14 protein-coding genes are annotated in these 16,946 nt (G+C 53.3%); 4 read left to right on the forward strand and 10 right to left on the reverse strand.

The genetic code is table 11. From position 1 onward, the window contains the following. The first annotated feature begins 4 nt into the window (after positions 1-4). From P0X86_RS30900 to P0X86_RS30910, 3 genes are all read left to right on the forward strand, one after another. Positions 5-700 carry a response regulator transcription factor gene (locus tag P0X86_RS30900; protein WP_096775812.1) on the forward strand — a complete coding sequence of 232 codons (696 nt, stop codon included), beginning with the start codon at positions 5-7 and terminating at the stop codon, positions 698-700. Then, the gene (locus P0X86_RS30905) at positions 693-1,790 is read left to right on the forward strand and encodes a sensor histidine kinase (RefSeq protein WP_277747254.1); all 1,098 of its coding nucleotides are present in this window, start codon (positions 693-695) and stop codon (positions 1,788-1,790) included. The genes P0X86_RS30900 and P0X86_RS30905 overlap by 8 nt, the downstream gene beginning before the upstream one ends. Before the next feature lie 113 nt (positions 1,791-1,903). Continuing rightward, entirely contained in the window at positions 1,904-3,016 is a 1,113-nt protein-coding gene (locus tag P0X86_RS30910; protein WP_213580699.1) for a diguanylate cyclase, read from the forward strand. On the opposite strand, the gene P0X86_RS30915 is transcribed toward P0X86_RS30910, so the two are convergent. The 4 genes from P0X86_RS30915 to P0X86_RS30930 all read right to left on the reverse strand — a co-directional run bounded on the left by P0X86_RS30915 (position 3,013) and on the right by P0X86_RS30930 (position 7,612). Beyond that, complete coding sequence (locus tag P0X86_RS30915) at positions 3,013-3,963, reverse strand: aldo/keto reductase family protein (RefSeq protein WP_192570359.1); 951 nt, start codon at positions 3,961-3,963, stop codon at positions 3,013-3,015. The genes P0X86_RS30910 and P0X86_RS30915 overlap by 4 nt on opposite strands. 79 nt (positions 3,964-4,042) lie before the next feature. After that, positions 4,043-5,152 carry a Ger(x)C family spore germination protein gene (locus tag P0X86_RS30920; protein WP_192570358.1) on the reverse strand — a complete coding sequence of 370 codons (1,110 nt, stop codon included), beginning with the start codon at positions 5,150-5,152 and terminating at the stop codon, positions 4,043-4,045. Next, positions 5,149-6,258 carry a GerAB/ArcD/ProY family transporter gene (locus P0X86_RS30925; protein ID WP_277747255.1) on the reverse strand — a complete coding sequence of 370 codons (1,110 nt, stop codon included), beginning with the start codon at positions 6,256-6,258 and terminating at the stop codon, positions 5,149-5,151. Before P0X86_RS30925 ends, P0X86_RS30920 begins: the two co-directional genes overlap by 4 nt. Continuing rightward, on the reverse strand, positions 6,251-7,612 hold the full coding sequence (locus tag P0X86_RS30930) for a spore germination protein (RefSeq protein WP_277747256.1): 1,362 nt from the start codon (positions 7,610-7,612) through the stop codon (positions 6,251-6,253). Before P0X86_RS30930 ends, P0X86_RS30925 begins: the two co-directional genes overlap by 8 nt. A gap of 215 nt (positions 7,613-7,827) precedes the next feature. On the opposite strand from P0X86_RS30930, the gene P0X86_RS30935 reads away from it, so the two are divergent. Next, a complete protein-coding gene (locus tag P0X86_RS30935; RefSeq protein ID WP_192570355.1) occupies positions 7,828-9,381 on the forward strand; it encodes an FAD-dependent oxidoreductase in 1,554 nt (517 codons plus the stop codon). Between the two features lie 210 nt (positions 9,382-9,591). On the opposite strand, the gene P0X86_RS30940 is transcribed toward P0X86_RS30935, so the two are convergent. From P0X86_RS30940 to rsgA, 6 genes are all read right to left on the reverse strand, one after another. Then, positions 9,592-10,044, reverse strand: coding sequence for a hypothetical protein (locus P0X86_RS30940; RefSeq protein ID WP_090909828.1), 453 nt, complete (start codon positions 10,042-10,044; stop codon positions 9,592-9,594). Positions 10,045-10,133: 89 nt separating this feature from the next. Beyond that, complete coding sequence (locus P0X86_RS30945) at positions 10,134-11,027, reverse strand: diacylglycerol/lipid kinase family protein (RefSeq protein ID WP_277747257.1); 894 nt, start codon at positions 11,025-11,027, stop codon at positions 10,134-10,136. Positions 11,028-11,161: 134 nt separating this feature from the next. Then, the gene (locus P0X86_RS30950; protein ID WP_277747258.1) at positions 11,162-13,036 is read right to left on the reverse strand and encodes an ABC transporter ATP-binding protein; all 1,875 of its coding nucleotides are present in this window, start codon (positions 13,034-13,036) and stop codon (positions 11,162-11,164) included. Further along, positions 13,033-14,760, reverse strand: coding sequence for an ABC transporter ATP-binding protein (locus P0X86_RS30955; protein WP_277747259.1), 1,728 nt, complete (start codon positions 14,758-14,760; stop codon positions 13,033-13,035). The genes P0X86_RS30950 and P0X86_RS30955 overlap by 4 nt, the downstream gene beginning before the upstream one ends. Positions 14,761-14,771: 11 nt before the next feature. Next, a complete protein-coding gene (locus P0X86_RS30960) occupies positions 14,772-15,332 on the reverse strand; it encodes a MarR family winged helix-turn-helix transcriptional regulator (protein WP_213580705.1) in 561 nt (186 codons plus the stop codon). 122 nt (positions 15,333-15,454) lie between these two features. Continuing rightward, positions 15,455-16,567 carry a ribosome small subunit-dependent GTPase A gene (rsgA, locus tag P0X86_RS30965; RefSeq protein ID WP_277747260.1) on the reverse strand — a complete coding sequence of 371 codons (1,113 nt, stop codon included), beginning with the start codon at positions 16,565-16,567 and terminating at the stop codon, positions 15,455-15,457. Between the last annotated feature and the right edge of the window lie 379 nt (positions 16,568-16,946).

Here is a 16,946-nt window from a genome sequence, read left to right on the forward strand (position 1 = left end):
TCGAATGAGAAGCGTATTAATCGTAGATGACGATAAAGAAATATCCGGGCTGATCTCCATTTATCTGGAGAATGAGGGATACCGCGTAATCCAAGCCCACGACGGGGAAGAAGCCCTGCAGGCCATGACCTCGAACAACGGAATGATAGATCTCGTGATTCTGGACGTCATGATGCCCAAGCTGAACGGGATCGACACCTGCCGCAGAATCCGGGAAACCTCGTCCATTCCCATTCTGATGCTGAGCGCGAAGAGCGAGGATATGGATAAAATACTGGGGCTCATGACAGGCGCGGATGATTATATGATTAAACCGTTCAATCCGCTGGAACTGACGACACGGGTCAAAACGCTGCTGCGGCGCTCCACCCAGTACAACGTGGACCTTCACCAGGGGGACAGCGACCGGATCCGGATCGACGGGCTCGACATTAACCGGACAACGCATGAAGTAACGGCCAATGGCCGTGCGATCTCCCTGACGGCCAGGGAATTCGAGATTTTGTACTTGCTTGCCCGTCAGCCGGGGAGAATCTTTAGCGCCGAGGATATCTTCCAGCAGGTCTGGAAGGAAAAATATTACGTCTCCAACAATACGGTCATGGTTCATATCAGCAACCTGAGGGACAAGCTCGAGAAGGAACTCGGTTATAAACTCATCCAAACGGTATGGGGCGTCGGGTACAAAATCCATGCGTAAGCTGCAGTGGAAGATTATCACGCTGTTCTTCGCCAGCGGTGCCTTGACCTTGTCCATATTGTTCATCGCACAGCAGATCATGCGATTGATCGGCCGGGAGTATTGGAAGGAGCCCTGGGTAGACACCCTTTTCAGAGTGGAACGCACGCTGTCGAGTTTCTTCGGCTTTCCGGTCGTCCCGACGATCATCGGCATCGTGCTGTTTATCTGCATGGTGCTTCTCTTAAGTCAAGGCACCATTCGCCAAATCAATCAATTGATGCAGGGGACGCAGCGTTTGGCGAGGGGCGAGTTGGACCAGGCGATCATCGTAAGCTCGAACGACGAGCTGGGCCAGATGGCCGTGCAAATCAATCAAATGGCCCAGCAGCTCAAGCTGTCGCTGGCAGAGGAGCTGATGGCGGTCCAGTCCAAAAACGAGCTTATCAGCAACGTATCGCATGATCTGCGCACCCCGCTCACCTCCATCATCGGGTACTTGCGGCTGGTCAACGAAGACCATTACAAGGATGAGGTCGAACTCCGCTATTACACCGATATCGCCTACGATAAATCGCTGCGTCTGGGCGGCCTCGTGAATGATTTGTTTGAGTACACCCGGATGGGGTATTCCCCGATTAACCGTGTGGACATCAATTTGGTTGAGCTGCTTGCCCAATTGTCCGTGGACTTTTCATTGACCGGGCAGCATGAAGGAGTACAGGTCGTGTTTACGCCTGCCGTGGAGAAAATCATGATCTCATCGGACGGGGATAAGCTGATGCGCACCTTCGAGAATCTGCTGTCCAATGCGGTAAGGCACGGACGGGAGGCCGGGCGTGTGGATTTAAAAGTATCGCAGGATCCCAAGTTTGCCATCGTGCAGGTGATCAACTACGGTCCTCCGATTCCCCAGCATGCCATCCCCCACTTGTTCGAGCGGTTTTACCGGGCAGATGAATCGCGGACCGATCAAACCGGCGGCTCGGGGCTTGGCCTGGCCATCGTAAAAACCATCGTCGATGCCCATCATGGCACGATCCAGGTGACCAGTACGACAGAGTTGACGATGTTCGAGGTTCGCCTACCCTTGCAGGTCCCAGAAAATTAACAGAAATTACGTTTATCATTCGACATACAATTCCATTTTCCGATAAAATAGGGGTGAATGTCTTCATCGCTCTGTCGTTCCTACCGCAGGGTACGTGAAAGGAATGATCCCCTATGACTAATATACTATTTACCAATTTTTGTATATTTGTAACGTTCTTATACTTATCCGGACTGCTGTCCCAAAAATATGTCGCAGGTGTCGTGGTGCCCTCCTTCACCGTCAAGATCAACGCCGGGCTGCTCTTTGGCATCTATGGGATCATTTTAATGTACTACTCGTTCCCCATCGACCCGCGGTTTTTTGCTGATTTGCGGCATCTGGCCATTATGGTGATCGCGACCTACCTGGGATGGCTTCCGTCCTTGATTGCCGGCATGCTGATTGCACTTGGACGGCTGATCCTGTTCGGCATGTCCGCTTCCTCGGCTATTGCAGGTGCGGGCATGCTGCTGATCAGCGTCGTCTGCGGGATCCTCTCCCGCACCCATTGGAATCGTCTGAGCAAAATGCTGCTAATGAGCCTATCCAGCATGTTGGTCATCTTGTTCATTATGTGGATGAACATCCCGAACCATCAAAAGGTGTTTACCGTCTTCACGCAACAGCTCGTCATATCGGTGCTGGCCACGGTGGTCATCTACATGCTGACCGAGTATATCAACACCTCGAATAAACTGTTCCTGCAGATGAAAAAGAACGCGGAAACGGATTACCTGACCAGCCTGCACAATTTGCGCCAGTTCGAGCAGCTGTTGTCGGAACGCTTCCTCGAAGCCCAGCATTTCAGCGAGCGGCTGGGTGTCCTGGTCGTGGACATCGATCATTTCAAACAAATAAACGACACCTACGGCCATGCGGCCGGAGATGTCGTTTTGCAGCAGCTCAGCAAAGTGCTGAGGGATCATTCCCGTTCTTTTGACGAGGTATCCCGCAACGGCGGGGAGGAATTCTCGGTACTGGTCCCGGAAGCCACCATCGACGAGACGGCCGCGATCGCGGAACGAATCCGAGCCGCGGTAGAGGACCACGTCTTCACCCTTGAAGACGGAGCCAAGATTCGAATCACCGTGTCCATCGGCGCTGCCGTGCATCCCGATACGATCCGGTCCAAAAATGCCAAGGAGCTGCTCCAGCAAGCGGACCGCGAGCTGTACCGCGCCAAGGAAAGCGGGCGCAACCGCGTATGCTCCGCACCCGAAATCAATGACCTGATCCTCTCCTAATTCCGATCCGCCTTCAGGATGTCCTCGATGACAGCCAGCGTATCCGAGGACAATTTCATACCGGAAGCCTTCACGTTCTCTTCCACCTGTTCCGGACGGCTGGCGCCCACCAGCGCGCTGGCTACGTTGTTCTGGCGCAGAATCCAGGCCAAGGCCAATTGGCCGACGGTCATGTCCAGCTCGCTTGCGACAAGGCCCAGCGCCTGCACCTTCTGTATGCGATCTTCGTTTATTTTGAGCCGGTCTGCTCCAATCTTCGACGCGCGGCTGTTCTCCGGCACGTCCTGCTTCGAGGCGTACTTGCCGGTCAGAAGCCCTTGAGCGAGCGGGGAGTATACGACTTGTCCAATCCCCTTCTTCTCGCCAAGCGGGATAATCTCCTCCTCGATCTTGCGCTCGAACATGTTATACAGCGGCTGATTCACCACGATGCGGTCCAGTAAATACCGGTCCGCAACAGCCAAGGCCGCTTCCATCTGGGCCGCCGTCCACATGCTGACGCCGACATAGAGCACCTTGCCTTGCCGGACAAGATCATCCAGCGCGCGAAGCGTCTCCTCAAGCGGCGTTTCCTCATGATATCGATGGCAGTAGTAGATGTCGATGTAATCGGTGCCCAGCCGCTTCAGGCTGGCATCGCACTGCTCTTTGATATGCTTGCGGGACAGTCCCTGATCATTCGGTCCGTCTCCCATCTTGCCGAACACCTTTGTGGCCAGCACATAGGATTCCCTCGGAAATGCCCTTAACGTCTCGCCCACGACGACTTCGGCCGCTCCTTGAGCATAAACGTTCGCCGTATCGAAAAAATTGACGCCGAGTCCATAGGCAGTCTGAATCGACTTGACCGCATTTTCCCGTTCCACGTATCCCCCGTAGGTCAGCCAGCTCCCGAGGCTGATATCGCTAACCTTCAGTCCGCTTCCGCCCAATCTTCTGAATTCCATATGTGAAACCTCCTTCATACAAGATAGATGCTTATCCTTATTGTAACATCTTCCTGTACGATAAACAGATATCCCCCGCCTAGCGTTTGTAGCCGGTAGACTTTATTTTCACCTTGACCGATACATTAAACTTGGCATTCGGATAAATGGCAGCCCATTCCTCCATCTCCGTCCGGTTGTTCCAATGCGTGCCGCCATACCGGAGGCCGAAACCCAGCGGATCCAGTCCTGTTTTTTGAATTTTCTCCAAAAAGCTTTTGACCGCTTGGGATAATTCCTTGTTGAATTGCGCTTCGATGTTGTCCAGATCCCTCGGATCCAGCTGCGCGGGATCCTCTTTCTCCTCCAATATCGCCGTGATCCTTATCTTATAATCAATCGTTCCTTCCCCTCGTTTATCCGTTACGATCTTGTATCTGGCCCGGGTTCTGTCCGTGTTCACTTCAAGCAATTTGCCGCCAATCTTCGTTCCGAAATTCGTGCTTAAATTCCGGAGGTCCAGCAGATTGTACAGCCTGGTTTCATCCGGGGTCAGGATGTACTTCACTTTGTTCTTGTCCATCAAGGCTACTTTATCGATATTCAGAACCTTGTCTTCGGTCGTTTCCACGACGGGCATAACCGGGTCCTCCCCCTCCTCCAACATTCGGCGGCTCAGATCGAAGGAATAGGTCTTCGAGATAAAAGGGGATTCGGTGCCTTCCTCGCTGAGCGCCAGAAATATGGCGTTCCCGGCGATCCGCTCCGTAGGAGGCTCCGCTTTCAATACGGCTTCTGCGGTAGGAACGGCAACAGCCGGATACATGAGCAGCTGCATGTCCCGTCTCCGAACGGTCCAATCCTGAATTTTGCTGATATCTGTTCGCGCGAAAGCCTCGCCGTACATCACACCCTTGCAATGTCCGAAGTCGAGCTCCTTATCCACCTTGGATTTGACCTCCCGGATCGCCTCCGCAATGCTTGTCGATTCCTCCGTAATGAGCAGGGATTTTTTGTCCCCGGTCTTCGGATCGCCCGAAGGAATGGCGATTTTGAAGCTGAAACGGTGCATTTCGGGATTTTTCTCCGAGACATCGATCCCTATGGATACTACGAATAGCCTGAGATCGATATCCCGAAATTCGCAGCCCGACAGAAACAAAAAAGAGCAGCACATGACACAGAGCAGCCCTCGTTTCAGGCCATTCATGCTCTCTTCCTCCTTTTCTTCCATACCGCATAGATTAACATGGCAAGCAGCAGGAACTCGCCCCCAAACCGGACGTCCAGGAATACGATCGCCATATCGTTCAATATGTATTGATTCACAATTAACGACGTTCCGAAGGTAATAAGGGAAAAGAGCACCAGGACCCACCATTCGACTTTTCGCTTTTTATCTATCGATTTGCCCTGAACCCCCGATAAACCGAAGCCCCCCAGGATCAATTCCTTGCCAACATGCCAGTGTATGATGGAATTCACGAGGGAAAGGCACATATATGCCACGTAGAAGACATAAATCATCCGTTCAACGATGAAATAACGGATCCGCAGTGCGTCTATCGTCGATAAGGCCGGATACACGTGTCCTCCGGCTCCTGCGGCTCCCAATATCCCGATGGGCGCGAACATCGAAACGAGAAGGGTCAGTATGCTGACTACCACGATCGCCCAAATATGGCGGACTCTGAATCGGTGAAAGATCCGGTTGAATACCACCATGTTCACGTATCCCGTAAAAATATAGGTTGCTGCCGCAACCGTCCCGTAATTAGGCAAATTCCAGGCATGGGTAATGATCTGCCTCACGGCATCCCAGCTGAAATACGGATTGCTGAAGACGCGCCATGACATATAGGCAATCAGAGGAACGGTGATGTACAAAATCATCTCCAACCCGTAAAGAATCGATTCGGAATCGAGCCTGGCGCTAAGCGCCACAACCACCAGAAATCCCATCAGAACGATATAGGGAGACACGTCCGGACTGATGTAACGGTTGGTAATATCCACGAAGCTGGTCAAGGTAATGACGCTGGAGAAATACCACGCAAGTCCGTATAACACAAGCAGGATGCCGGATATCCCTTTCGGCATCACCGATTGGAAAATCTCCGGCAGCCCTTGCCCCGGAAATTTCTGAATCAGTTTTACGAAGCCGAACATAATCAGGGTCCCGATCGGGATGGATACGAGGATCGACATCAGCGCTCCGTCAAAGCGATCCGTAATCAAGATGCGGGGGACATAATTAATCAGGTTGATGGTTGCGTTGAGCAGGAAGAGGTAATAAAAATATTTGTTTCTAACCACTTCGCTGGTCTCCTTTCTTGTTCCAATCCACGGCAAACATCTTCAAGTAAGGTTTGCCGAAGGACCGTAGGCTCGTGAGGTACATGATCATGGCCACCACACCCAACACGATGCCAACCAAGCCGAAGAAGGTGGCAAGCACGATGAAGAGATACTTCGTAACGCGGATGCCGGAGCTCATCATCGTGATCGGGATGACGAAATTCGTTATGGCAACCGCGGACACCAGAATGATCATGATGTTGCTGACCAGTCCGGCCTCCGTAGCGGCGGTTCCCAGAATGAGACCCCCGACCGTGGTCGCGGTCTGGCCAATCGCTTTGGGCAGCCGAACGCTGGCCTCCGTCAGAAATTCCATCGCGAGCAGCATAAAGATCACTTCGAAGAAGGACGGGTACGGCACCGTGGCCCGGCTTCCTGCAATGAGAAGCGTAACTTGCATCCTCAATATCTCCGGGTTATAGGAGGTGAATGCCACGTAAAAACTTGGCATCAGCACGGTTACAAACAAGGCGATATACCGAATGGCCTTGAGAAACCAGCCGATCGGGGGAAGCTGGATTTTATCGTCCATCGCGGTAAAGAAATCATTGAATATGGCCGGCAGCAGAAGGGCATACCCCGTTGAATCCATTAATACCGCAATCTTTCCTTGCGATATATTCAATACGGTCCGGTCAGGGCGCTCGGTCAGCATCAGCGTAGGATACAACCGAAATCTGGGGTGCATCGTGTGTCTCTCGATTTCGGATGCCGACTGCACAATATCCGCTTTGAGTTCGGACAATCGCTTTTTAAGCTCCTGCAGTACCGCTTCTTCTACTTTGAGCGCATCGTACATAATGATGATCCGGGTCTGCGATATTTTGCCGACGGTCATGAATTCCGTCTTCAAATCGGTGGTTTGGTATCGATGGCGAACCAGGTTCAGGTTCACCTCGATATTCTCCGTAAACGAATCGCCGGGTCCCTGAATGACGTTCTCCGTACTGGCAGGTTGGATGGAACCGGCATTAACCAAGACGGCGTCAAAAAGAAGCACGGTGTCCTGTATGAATATGGCAACGCAGCCCCTCAGTATATTGCGGAGCAATTCCTGTTCATCTTTCGGCTCCATGCTCGATGGAAAGGAGCGGATGAATTGCTCGTATAAGTCCAAGGAATTTAGCTCATAAAAGCGGTTAATCAAATTATCGTTGATCATGACAGGATCGCACATGCTCTTTAAATAGACCAGCAGCGCGTGTTCACCCTCGTTCTTCAGCTCGCGCTGCTCGATATCACCGATGCGGTTAAGCTGCTCCTTCAGGCAGTTCTTGGCTTGGTCCGCGTTCAAATACTGTTCGCTGGTCATGATACCATCCCCCATTTTCTTATATTTCCGTGAACTCCCGCTTGTCTCCCTAGGTTCTGCATAAATGTCCCAAAATATTTACAATCCTCCAGAAAACTTCAGGAAGCTTCTTTCCATCCAAATGGCATAGTTTCTAATCATTCCCATGTGGTGATAATGAAGACAAGAGAATGAGTTTATGGGTGATCCCCATAGTAACCAAGGAGGAATCGTGAATGAACCCATCCAATTCATCGCATCAGGAACTGCCGCAATTTCCGGAGTCGCTGTGGGTAGCTACAACTGAACTGCCTACCTTTCCCCGCTTGGCCGAAGATATCGAGACGGATGTGGCGGTAGTCGGGGCCGGCATAACCGGCATCACGACCGCTTATCTGCTGGCCAAGGCAGGTAAAGATGTCGTGCTGATCGAGGCAGGGCAAATCCTGAACGGGACCACCGGCCATACAACAGCCAAAGTCACGGCCCAGCACGGGCTGATTTATCATGAATTCCTGAATCATTTCGGGGATGAGAAGACAAGGCTCTATTACGAAGGGAATCGGGAAGCGATTGAATTCATTAGGGACATTGTTGGCGGCGACGAGGAGAAGTTTGGGCTAAAGCTGGAGGATGCCTATATTTACGCTCAAACGGAAGACAAATACCTCTCCAAGCTGGAGGACGAAATCAAAGCCTACGAGAAGCTCGGCATCCCGGGAGAATGGCAGGAAAGCCTTCCTCTGCCTATGCCCGTCCGTGGAGCGATCAAGATGCCGGGGCAATATCAGTTCCATCCCCTGCAATATCTTAAGCATCTGACGGAACAATTCCTGAAGCTCGGTGGACGAATCTATGAGAATACGACCATGGATGAAAAAGTCGAAACCGACGGACCGATCACGCTGCTCACCAAACGGGGCGGCCACCGGATTACTTGCAACCACGCCGTATCCGCGTCTCATTTTCCGTTCTATGACGGGAAAGGACTGTACTTCACGCGGCTGCATGTGGAACGTTCCTATGCGGTTGCCGTCAAACCCGAAACCGCTTATCCAGGCGGGATGTTCCTGAGCGTGGATCAGCCGACCCGTTCCCTGCGGTCGGCTACCTATAACGGCGAGGAGCTGGTTATCGTCGGCGGCGAGAACCATCCGACGGGACGCAGCATCTGTACCCATCAGCATTACGAAAACCTGGAGCTTTTTGCAGGAAATCTGTTGGGCGCTTCCGCCATTCCTTATCGCTGGTCGACCCAGGACCTGATCACGCTGGACAACATGCCTTATATCGGGCCGATCACGTCCAATCAGGACCGGATCTTTGTCGCGACAGGCTTCCGGAAATGGGGGATGACAACGGGAACATTGGCCGCGAAGATCATTTGCGATCAAATACTGGAGAAAGATAACCGTTATGCCGACGTCTTTAACCCGTCCCGCTTCAAGGCAGACCCGAGCATCAAAACATTCGTCGCGCAAAATGCCATGGTTGCGAAGGATTTCGTTGCCGGCAAGTTCGAAATGTCCCACGCCGATATTACTGAACTGAAGCCAGGCGAAGGCGCCGTCGTCCGCCATAACGGGCAGCGTGCCGGGGCCTATAAGGATGATCAAGGAAACCTCTATCTTGTGGATACCACCTGTACCCATCTCGGCTGCGAGGTGGAATGGAACGAGGGCGAACGTTCATGGGATTGCCCTTGCCACGGATCACGCTTCCGCCATAACGGCGAGGTGCTGGAAGGACCGGCTATTGAGCCGTTGAAGCAATTGGACCCGGAGAGCTAATAATCCCAGCCCACCGCGCCTTAAGAGGACCCTAAACCAAAAAGAAGTGAAGCCACCGGGCTTCACTTCTTTTTTATACATCACTTGCGAGATTAGCAGCACCTACGAGATTCGGACGGCAAATCTCTGCAGATTTATTCTTTCATTCAAAAAGGCACCCTGACGGGTGCCTGTGTCTTGATATGGCGAAGATGCTCTTTGCACGACAGCCTATGCGATTTCCGGCGCCAGCTCCTCGCGGTATGCCGCAAGCGACTGATCCACGATGACCTGTATGAAATCGGGATCGATATCCTGGATCCAAGGCATGGCGTTATTCCAAGCATTTTCCTCGATTTGAAGCGCGAGCTGCCTCTGATCCCATTCATCCACCGTTTGATCCATCCGGTCGCACAGCTCTGTCAGGGTCATGTCCATTGAATGGCCCAGCTCATGTGCGAATACCACCGCAAAATAGGCATGGAACGGCTCAAGCGTGCCAAACAGCTGCAAGCACTGCTGGCGTATGACTTCGGTATACATCGTCACGCTGTGCGAATGCATCACATATTTTCCGCCGATTAACCGGCCCCCTGGAAAATACGCCTCCATCTCCACGGTGACACTGCTGCCCGACCGACGTAGAAGCTCTTGCGTAATTCGGTTCAGTTCGGACTTATTCAATAATGATCATGGCTCCCTTTAAAGATATAAACATAAACATCATTATAAAAGAACCATATGAAATTGCAATATCAAATATGCCTGCCGGCTTACTCCGAGCCTGTCAAAAACCTTAAGCGGCGTGGCTTGACGGATACGGCCGCAGGCGTCTCCATATATATCTCCCCGTCCGTGTCGGCCTTCATGGGCCCATCCGTTATCAGCTTGATCGAAGCGGCCCTCACATACGAGATGCTCTCGTTGGCAGGCTTCCACTCCCCTTCGATTTTACGGCTTAGCAGCTCTTTTAACAGGGGGAGTCCGGCTTCGCGAATGATGAGCACATCCAGCAAACCGTCCGTCAACGAATCGAATGTAAAAGGCAGCGGGCGGGTTCCCAAGTATCGTCCATTCGATATGTAAATCATAATCGCTTCTCCTTCACTGGAATGGCCGTCATATTCCATCCTGTAGGAGAACGGCTCGGCCGATCGCACGGTTTGCAGCATGCTGATGAAATAACTGAGCCTGCCAAGCGCTCCTTTCAGATCCGGGTTGATGTTCTCGGAAGTGGCCGTTATGAGCCCGACGCCAAAAAAATTCGTAAACACCCTGTCATGCGCCATGCCGATATCCAATGCGCGGACTTGTCCCTTCATTAATGCTCGAGCTGCCGATGTCAGCTCGACCGGCAGATTCATGGAGCGGGCAAAGTCGTTGCAGGTCCCCACGGGCAGAATTCCGATAAGGGGCGGTTGTTCCAGAGTTGCAATGCCGTTCACGCACTCATTGACCGACCCGTCTCCTCCCATAACCAGGATGAGCTCATACGCCTCCCCCTGCTCCCTGCACACGGCTTCCCCTTCTCCCGGCGCCGAGGTCTGAAACAATACCAGCTCCTTGATGCCTTCCGCCAGTATCGGGATGACAGCCGCAAGCTGCTGCAGGGTCTCCTGCTGACCCGCACTGCGGTTATACACCAACAAAGCCCGATGATACATCATTCCCGCCTCCCTCTGATCCGTGCCTGATTGGCTTGCTTCTATTATTACCCTTTGTTATGAAGCGGTTAATCAACAAAAAAGAAGACCCGCTTCGCAATCGAAGGGGTCTTCTTGTCATAGCTTTCCTTGCCTCGTTATCCGGCTTCATGCTGATCACTGAATTGGCTGTTATACAGGTCGGCGTAGAAGCCGCCTTGGGACAACAGCTCTTCGTGGGTTCCCTGCTCGATGATGCTGCCCTTGTTCATGACCAGAATCAGGTCGGCATCCCGGATCGTGGACAACCGATGGGCAATGACAAAGCTGGTCCGGTCCTTCATCAGCTCATTCATCGCTTTCTGGATATAAAGCTCCGTCCGCGTATCCACGCTGCTGGTGGCCTCATCAAGGATGAGAATCGACGGGTTGGCGAGAATGGCCCGCGCAATCGTCAGAAGCTGTTTCTGCCCTTGCGATATATTGGAGGCTTCCTCGTTCAGAACGGTATCGTAGCCCTCCGGAAGCGTCCGGATGAAATGATCCGCATGAGCCGCTTCAGCCGCCCGGATGATCTCTTGTTCCGTGGCGCCTTCCCGTCCGTATCCGATATTATCCCGGATCGTCCCGTTAAAGAGCCAGGTATCCTGCAGCACCATTCCGAACAGGCTGCGCAGTTCACTGCGCCGAAGAGCCGTAATATCCGTGCCGTCTATCGTAATTTTGCCCTGATTCAGCTCATAGAACCGCATCAGCAGATTAATGAGCGTGGTCTTCCCTGCACCGGTCGGACCGACAATCGCGACCGTTTGGCCGTGCTTCACGTCCACATTCATATTTTCGATGAGAAGCTGGTCCGCTTTATAGCCGAAGCTCACGTTCTCGAAGGTCACGTCGCCAAGCGGCTGCTTAAGCTCGGCAGGAGCGGTATGCTCTGACACCTCTTCTTCCTCGTCCAGCACTTCGAACACGCGCTCTGCCGAGGCTACGGTGGATTGAATGACGTTTGCGATGTTCGCAAGCTGAGTAATCGGCTGCGTAAATTGGCGCGAATATTGAATGAAGGCCTGAATATCCCCGATCTCGATCGCCCGGCGGGTAACCAAAACACCGCCGACGACGCTGACGATCACATATCCGATATTGCCGACAAAACTCATGAGCGGCATGATGGTGCCCGATATAAACTGGGCTTTCCAACCGGCATCATAGAGTTTGTCGTTAACCTCGTCGAATTGCTCCATGGACTGCCGTTCACGGCCGAAAGCCTTCACTACTTTATGACCGGTGTACATTTCCTCCACATGTCCGTTCAGCTGACCCAGATGCTTCTGTTGGGCCACGAAATGCTTCTGCGAGCGCTTGGCAACCATGATGGTCACCACCACGCTGAGCGGGAGGGTCAGAATAACCACCAACGTCAGCAGCGGGCTGATCGTGAGCATCATGACGATGACGCCGACCAGCGTGACCACGGACGTAATCATCTGCGTTAAGCTTTGCTGAAGCGTGCTGCTGATATTGTCCATATCATTGGTCACCCGGCTCAGCGTTTCCCCATGCGTGCGGGCGTCGAAATATTTAAGCGGCAGGCGGCCGAGTTTGTTGTACACATCCTTGCGCAAATCATATACGGTTCGCTGAGCCACGCCGGCCATGACATACTGCTGGATGTACGCAAACAGCGAGCTTAAGAGATATAGTCCTGCTAGCCAGAGCATGATCGTCCGAATGGCGTCAAAATCGATCCCGGCACCTGGCACGCCTTGCATCTTAGCCATGAAGCCTTTGAACAGGATCGTGGTGGCATCCCCCAATATTTTCGGGCTCACGATGCTGAATATCGTACTGAGGATAGCTGCGATCAAGACGATCAGCAGCTTGCCGGTATGCGGCTTGAGATATCGCGTTAACCTGCGAAACGTGCCTTTGAAGTCCTTGGCTTTCTCCCCTGGCATCCCGGGCCCGTGCGGGCCGCCGCCAAAGGGACCGCCCGGTCCTCGAGGATGTCCTCCCCGTTTCTTCTCACTCATGCGATCTCCTCCTCTGACAGCTGCGAGGTGACGATTTCGCGGTACACATCGCTGGAAGCCATGAGCTCCTCATGCGTGCCGATGCCGGCAATGCGTCCCTCGTCCAGCACGATAATCCGGTCGGCGTCCATGACGGTGCTGACCCGCTGAGCAACGATCAAAACGGTGGCCTCCGTCGTTTCCTCGCGAAGCGCTGCGCGAAGATTGGCGTCCGTCTTGAAATCCAGCGCCGAGAAGCTGTCGTCAAACACATAAATCTCGGGTCTGCGAACCAGCGCCCTTGCAATCGAGAGCCGCTGCTTCTGGCCCCCGGATACGTTGCTGCCGCCCTGCGAAATCTCGGCATCGTACTCGCCTTCCATGGAGGAAATGAAATCGGCGGCCTGGGCAACCTTCGCTGCATGCCGGATCTCCTCGTCCGTGGCATCCTCTTTGCCGTAGCGGATATTCTCCGCAATGGTCCCGGTGAAGAGCAGCGCCTTCTGCGGCACGAATCCGATCCGGTTCCGCAGATCCTCCTGCATCATGTCGCGGATATCAGTTCCGTTGACGAGAATCCGGCCCGACGTCACGTCATAGAAACGCGGGATCAAGCTGATCAGCGTGGATTTGCCCGAGCCGGTTCCGCCGATGATCGCCGTGACTTCGCCCGGCCCGGCATGGAAAGAGATATCGGATATGGCGGGCTCCTCCGCGCCGGGATAATAGAAGGTCACATCCTGAAATTCGATCGATCCCTGCAACACGCCGGCATTGCGCGGCTGTTCTGGATCGTGGATCTCAGGCATCATGTTCAATACTTCATTGATCCGGACCGCCGATGCCTGGGCGCGCGGAATCATGACAAACATGACGGATAGCATGATCAGCGAGAACATGATCATCATCGCGTATTGGAGAAACGCCATGAGGTCGCCGACCTTCATATGCTCGGCATCTATGCGGTGGGCTCCGAACCAGACGATCGCCAGCGTGGCAAAGTTCATGACCAGCATCATGACGGGCATCATCGCCCCCATGATTTTATTGACTTTGATCGAAGTGGCCGTCAGGTCCTCGTTCGCGTCGTTAAAGCGGACCGTCTCATGGTCCATCCGGTTAAAGGAACGGATGACCCGGATTCCGGTCAGATTCTCCCGCAGCACCCGGCTCAGCGTATCGATCTTCACCTGAATCGCTTTGAAGAGCGGAATGCCTTTTTTGGCGATCAGGAAAATAGCAAGTGCCAGAACCGGCAGGACAATCAACAGCACCGTTGTCAGTCCGGGATCTCTCGACACGGCCATCACGATGCCCCCGATACACATCATCGGCGCAATCGCCATCATGCGAAGGATCATGATCGTAACCTGCTGCACCTGCGTAATGTCGTTCGTTGTACGGGTAATCAGCGAGGCCGCGCCGATCTTGTCGAACTCCTGCAGCGTAAAATTCTCGACATGGGAGAACACGCGCCCGCGAAGAATCTTCCCGAATCCGGTAGCCGATTTGGATGCGAGATAACTCGCGGCTATAGAGCAAATCATGCCCCCCGCCGCAACCAGCAGCATAAAGCCGCCCACGCGCCAAATATAAGGGACGTCTCCCTTCACGATGCCGATATCCACGATGTCCGCCATCAAGGTAGGCAAGTACAGATCAGACAAACACTGGAAAAATGTAAACAGCAGGACCAAAATGACCGCTGTCCGGTACGGTTTCATATAGTGAAACAGCTTTAACAAATCCCCCACCCCTACTCGTTGTCTGAAGTCGTTTCGTTCGATTTGCGTTTTTGTTCATGAAAATGATATACCTTCGTCAGCAGCTCCGTCAGTTTGACGCTGTCCTCTTCCCCGAGGAAATCCACCAGCTCGTTAAAGCTGTTCTTGACGTTCTGATAGGTTTGCTGGACAACGCGGTTCCCTTCCTCCGTCAGCTGCACGCGGACCGCTCGCCGATCCTGGGCATCCATCACCCGCTCCACCAGCCCCTTGCTCTCCAGTGCATTAATGAATTGCGTGATCGTCGGCGACGTAACATTCATCATGCTGCTGATCTCGGACACTTTCATGCCGGGACCATCGGGCTCGATATGATGTTTAAGTCCCATCAGAACGCGAATCTCACCGGGTGTATACCCTGAAATCAAGTGCTGATCCCACTCCTGCTTGTGGAACATGCGTATGCTGTACAAGAGCCTGCCGGCAACGCTGTCCTCCCGCCTGCCCCCCTTCATGCATGGTCCTTCCCGCGAATGTTGGTCCTCGTTGCCGTTCATTTCTTTATGTAAATCTGGATGTTGATCCTCTGCCATGGTCCACCTCTTTTCGGCAACAGCTCGAATAAATTGATAGATTGCCAATTTATTTGGTTACCTAACTATATACCCGAGAGATGACCGAAGTCAAATCGACTCCGGCCTTCCCTTAACATCCATTATTCATCATCGTACAGCAGCTGCTGATATGCCCCTTTGCGGCCTCGGTCGCCCTTGCGCGTCGACTTGCCCGAGCTCTTGTTCTGGCGGCGGTTGCTTACCCTCTCTTTGCGGGCGATATGGGCCAGCTCCCGCTCCGTCTTCTTGTAATTCGCATATCGCTTTGCATCCAGCGTTCCGTCCTGAAGCGCTTCCCGGACCGCACAGCCGGCCTCCGTTTCATGACGGCAATCATGGAACCGGCACTGCTGCGCCAGCGCGGAAATATCCGCGAAGGTCGCCTCGAAGCCTTCTTCCGAATCCCACAGCTGCAGCTCCCGCATGCCCGGCGTATCCACCATGATCGCGCCTCCCGGCAGCACGAAAAGCTCCCGGTGCGTCGTGGTGTGCCGTCCTCTTGCGTCCTCTTCGCGTATCCCTTGAACCCGCTGCATTTCCTGGCCGGACAGCCAGTTCAGCAGCGTCGATTTGCCGGCACCGGAGGTACCCGTTATGGCGACCGTTTTCCCTTGCACCAGATACTCTCCAAGCTGCTCCTTCCCTTGATCCATCAGGGAGCTTACCGCATGGACCGGCACGCCCGGAGCAACCGCCTCTACCTCCGCGACGTACGCTTCCGGCGATTCGCATAGGTCCGCCTTGGTGAGCAGCACGACCGGTGCGGCACCGCTCTCCCAGACCGCAATCAGATAGCGTTCAATCCGGCGAACATTAAAATCCTTGTTGAGCGCGTTAATGATAAACACGGTATCCATGTTGGCCGCAATGATCTGCTCATCCGGCACGCTTCCTGCCTCCCTGCGCGTGACGGCGGATTGGCGGGGCAGCAGATGATGAATGACGGCACGGGATTCGCCCTGCAGCGGCTCCACCATGACCCAATCTCCGACTGCGGGAAAGTCGCTTTTGCTGCCCGCTTCGTATTCATACTTGCCTGTGACAATGGCCGTATGTTCACCCTCTTGGGTGATAATGCGGTACTGCTTCGAGAATTGGGCCGTAATGCGGGCCGGAACCAGCGCCTTGTCCTGCTTCGGGATCTGAGCGGCCATCAAACGCCAATGTTCATTCCATCCATAGGCTTGCAACGTTGTCATGTCTTGTTTCGTCAAATTCGTGATATCCCCTTATCGTTGTTGGATTGGTTGTTAACAAATGATCAAACACAAAAAAACCGCAGATTTGTATCCGCGGCTGATCTGAGACTATGCAGGAAGAAGGCATCGATCCTCGGCGGCCAAACCGCCAAAGATCATACCGGAGCCTTGCATAGACACAAAAAACCCGCAGGATACCAAGCACGGTCTCCTGCGGGTTCTTAGGTACGGAGATGAAGACATGTTAAACCCAATGCCTTACACCCCGGTTACCATTAGAATTTCCCGTCCAAAGAGACCAACGTCAATGCGACACATCCACTATGCATCATAACCATTTGACATCAGCCTCCTTCAGCTTAATTAATATATCCGTATTATAGGGTTCGTATTT

The sequence above is a fragment of the Paenibacillus sp. BR1-192 genome, from assembly GCF_029542445.1.
GTDB lineage: Bacteria > Bacillota > Bacilli > Paenibacillales > Paenibacillaceae > Paenibacillus_AQ > Paenibacillus_AQ lautus_A.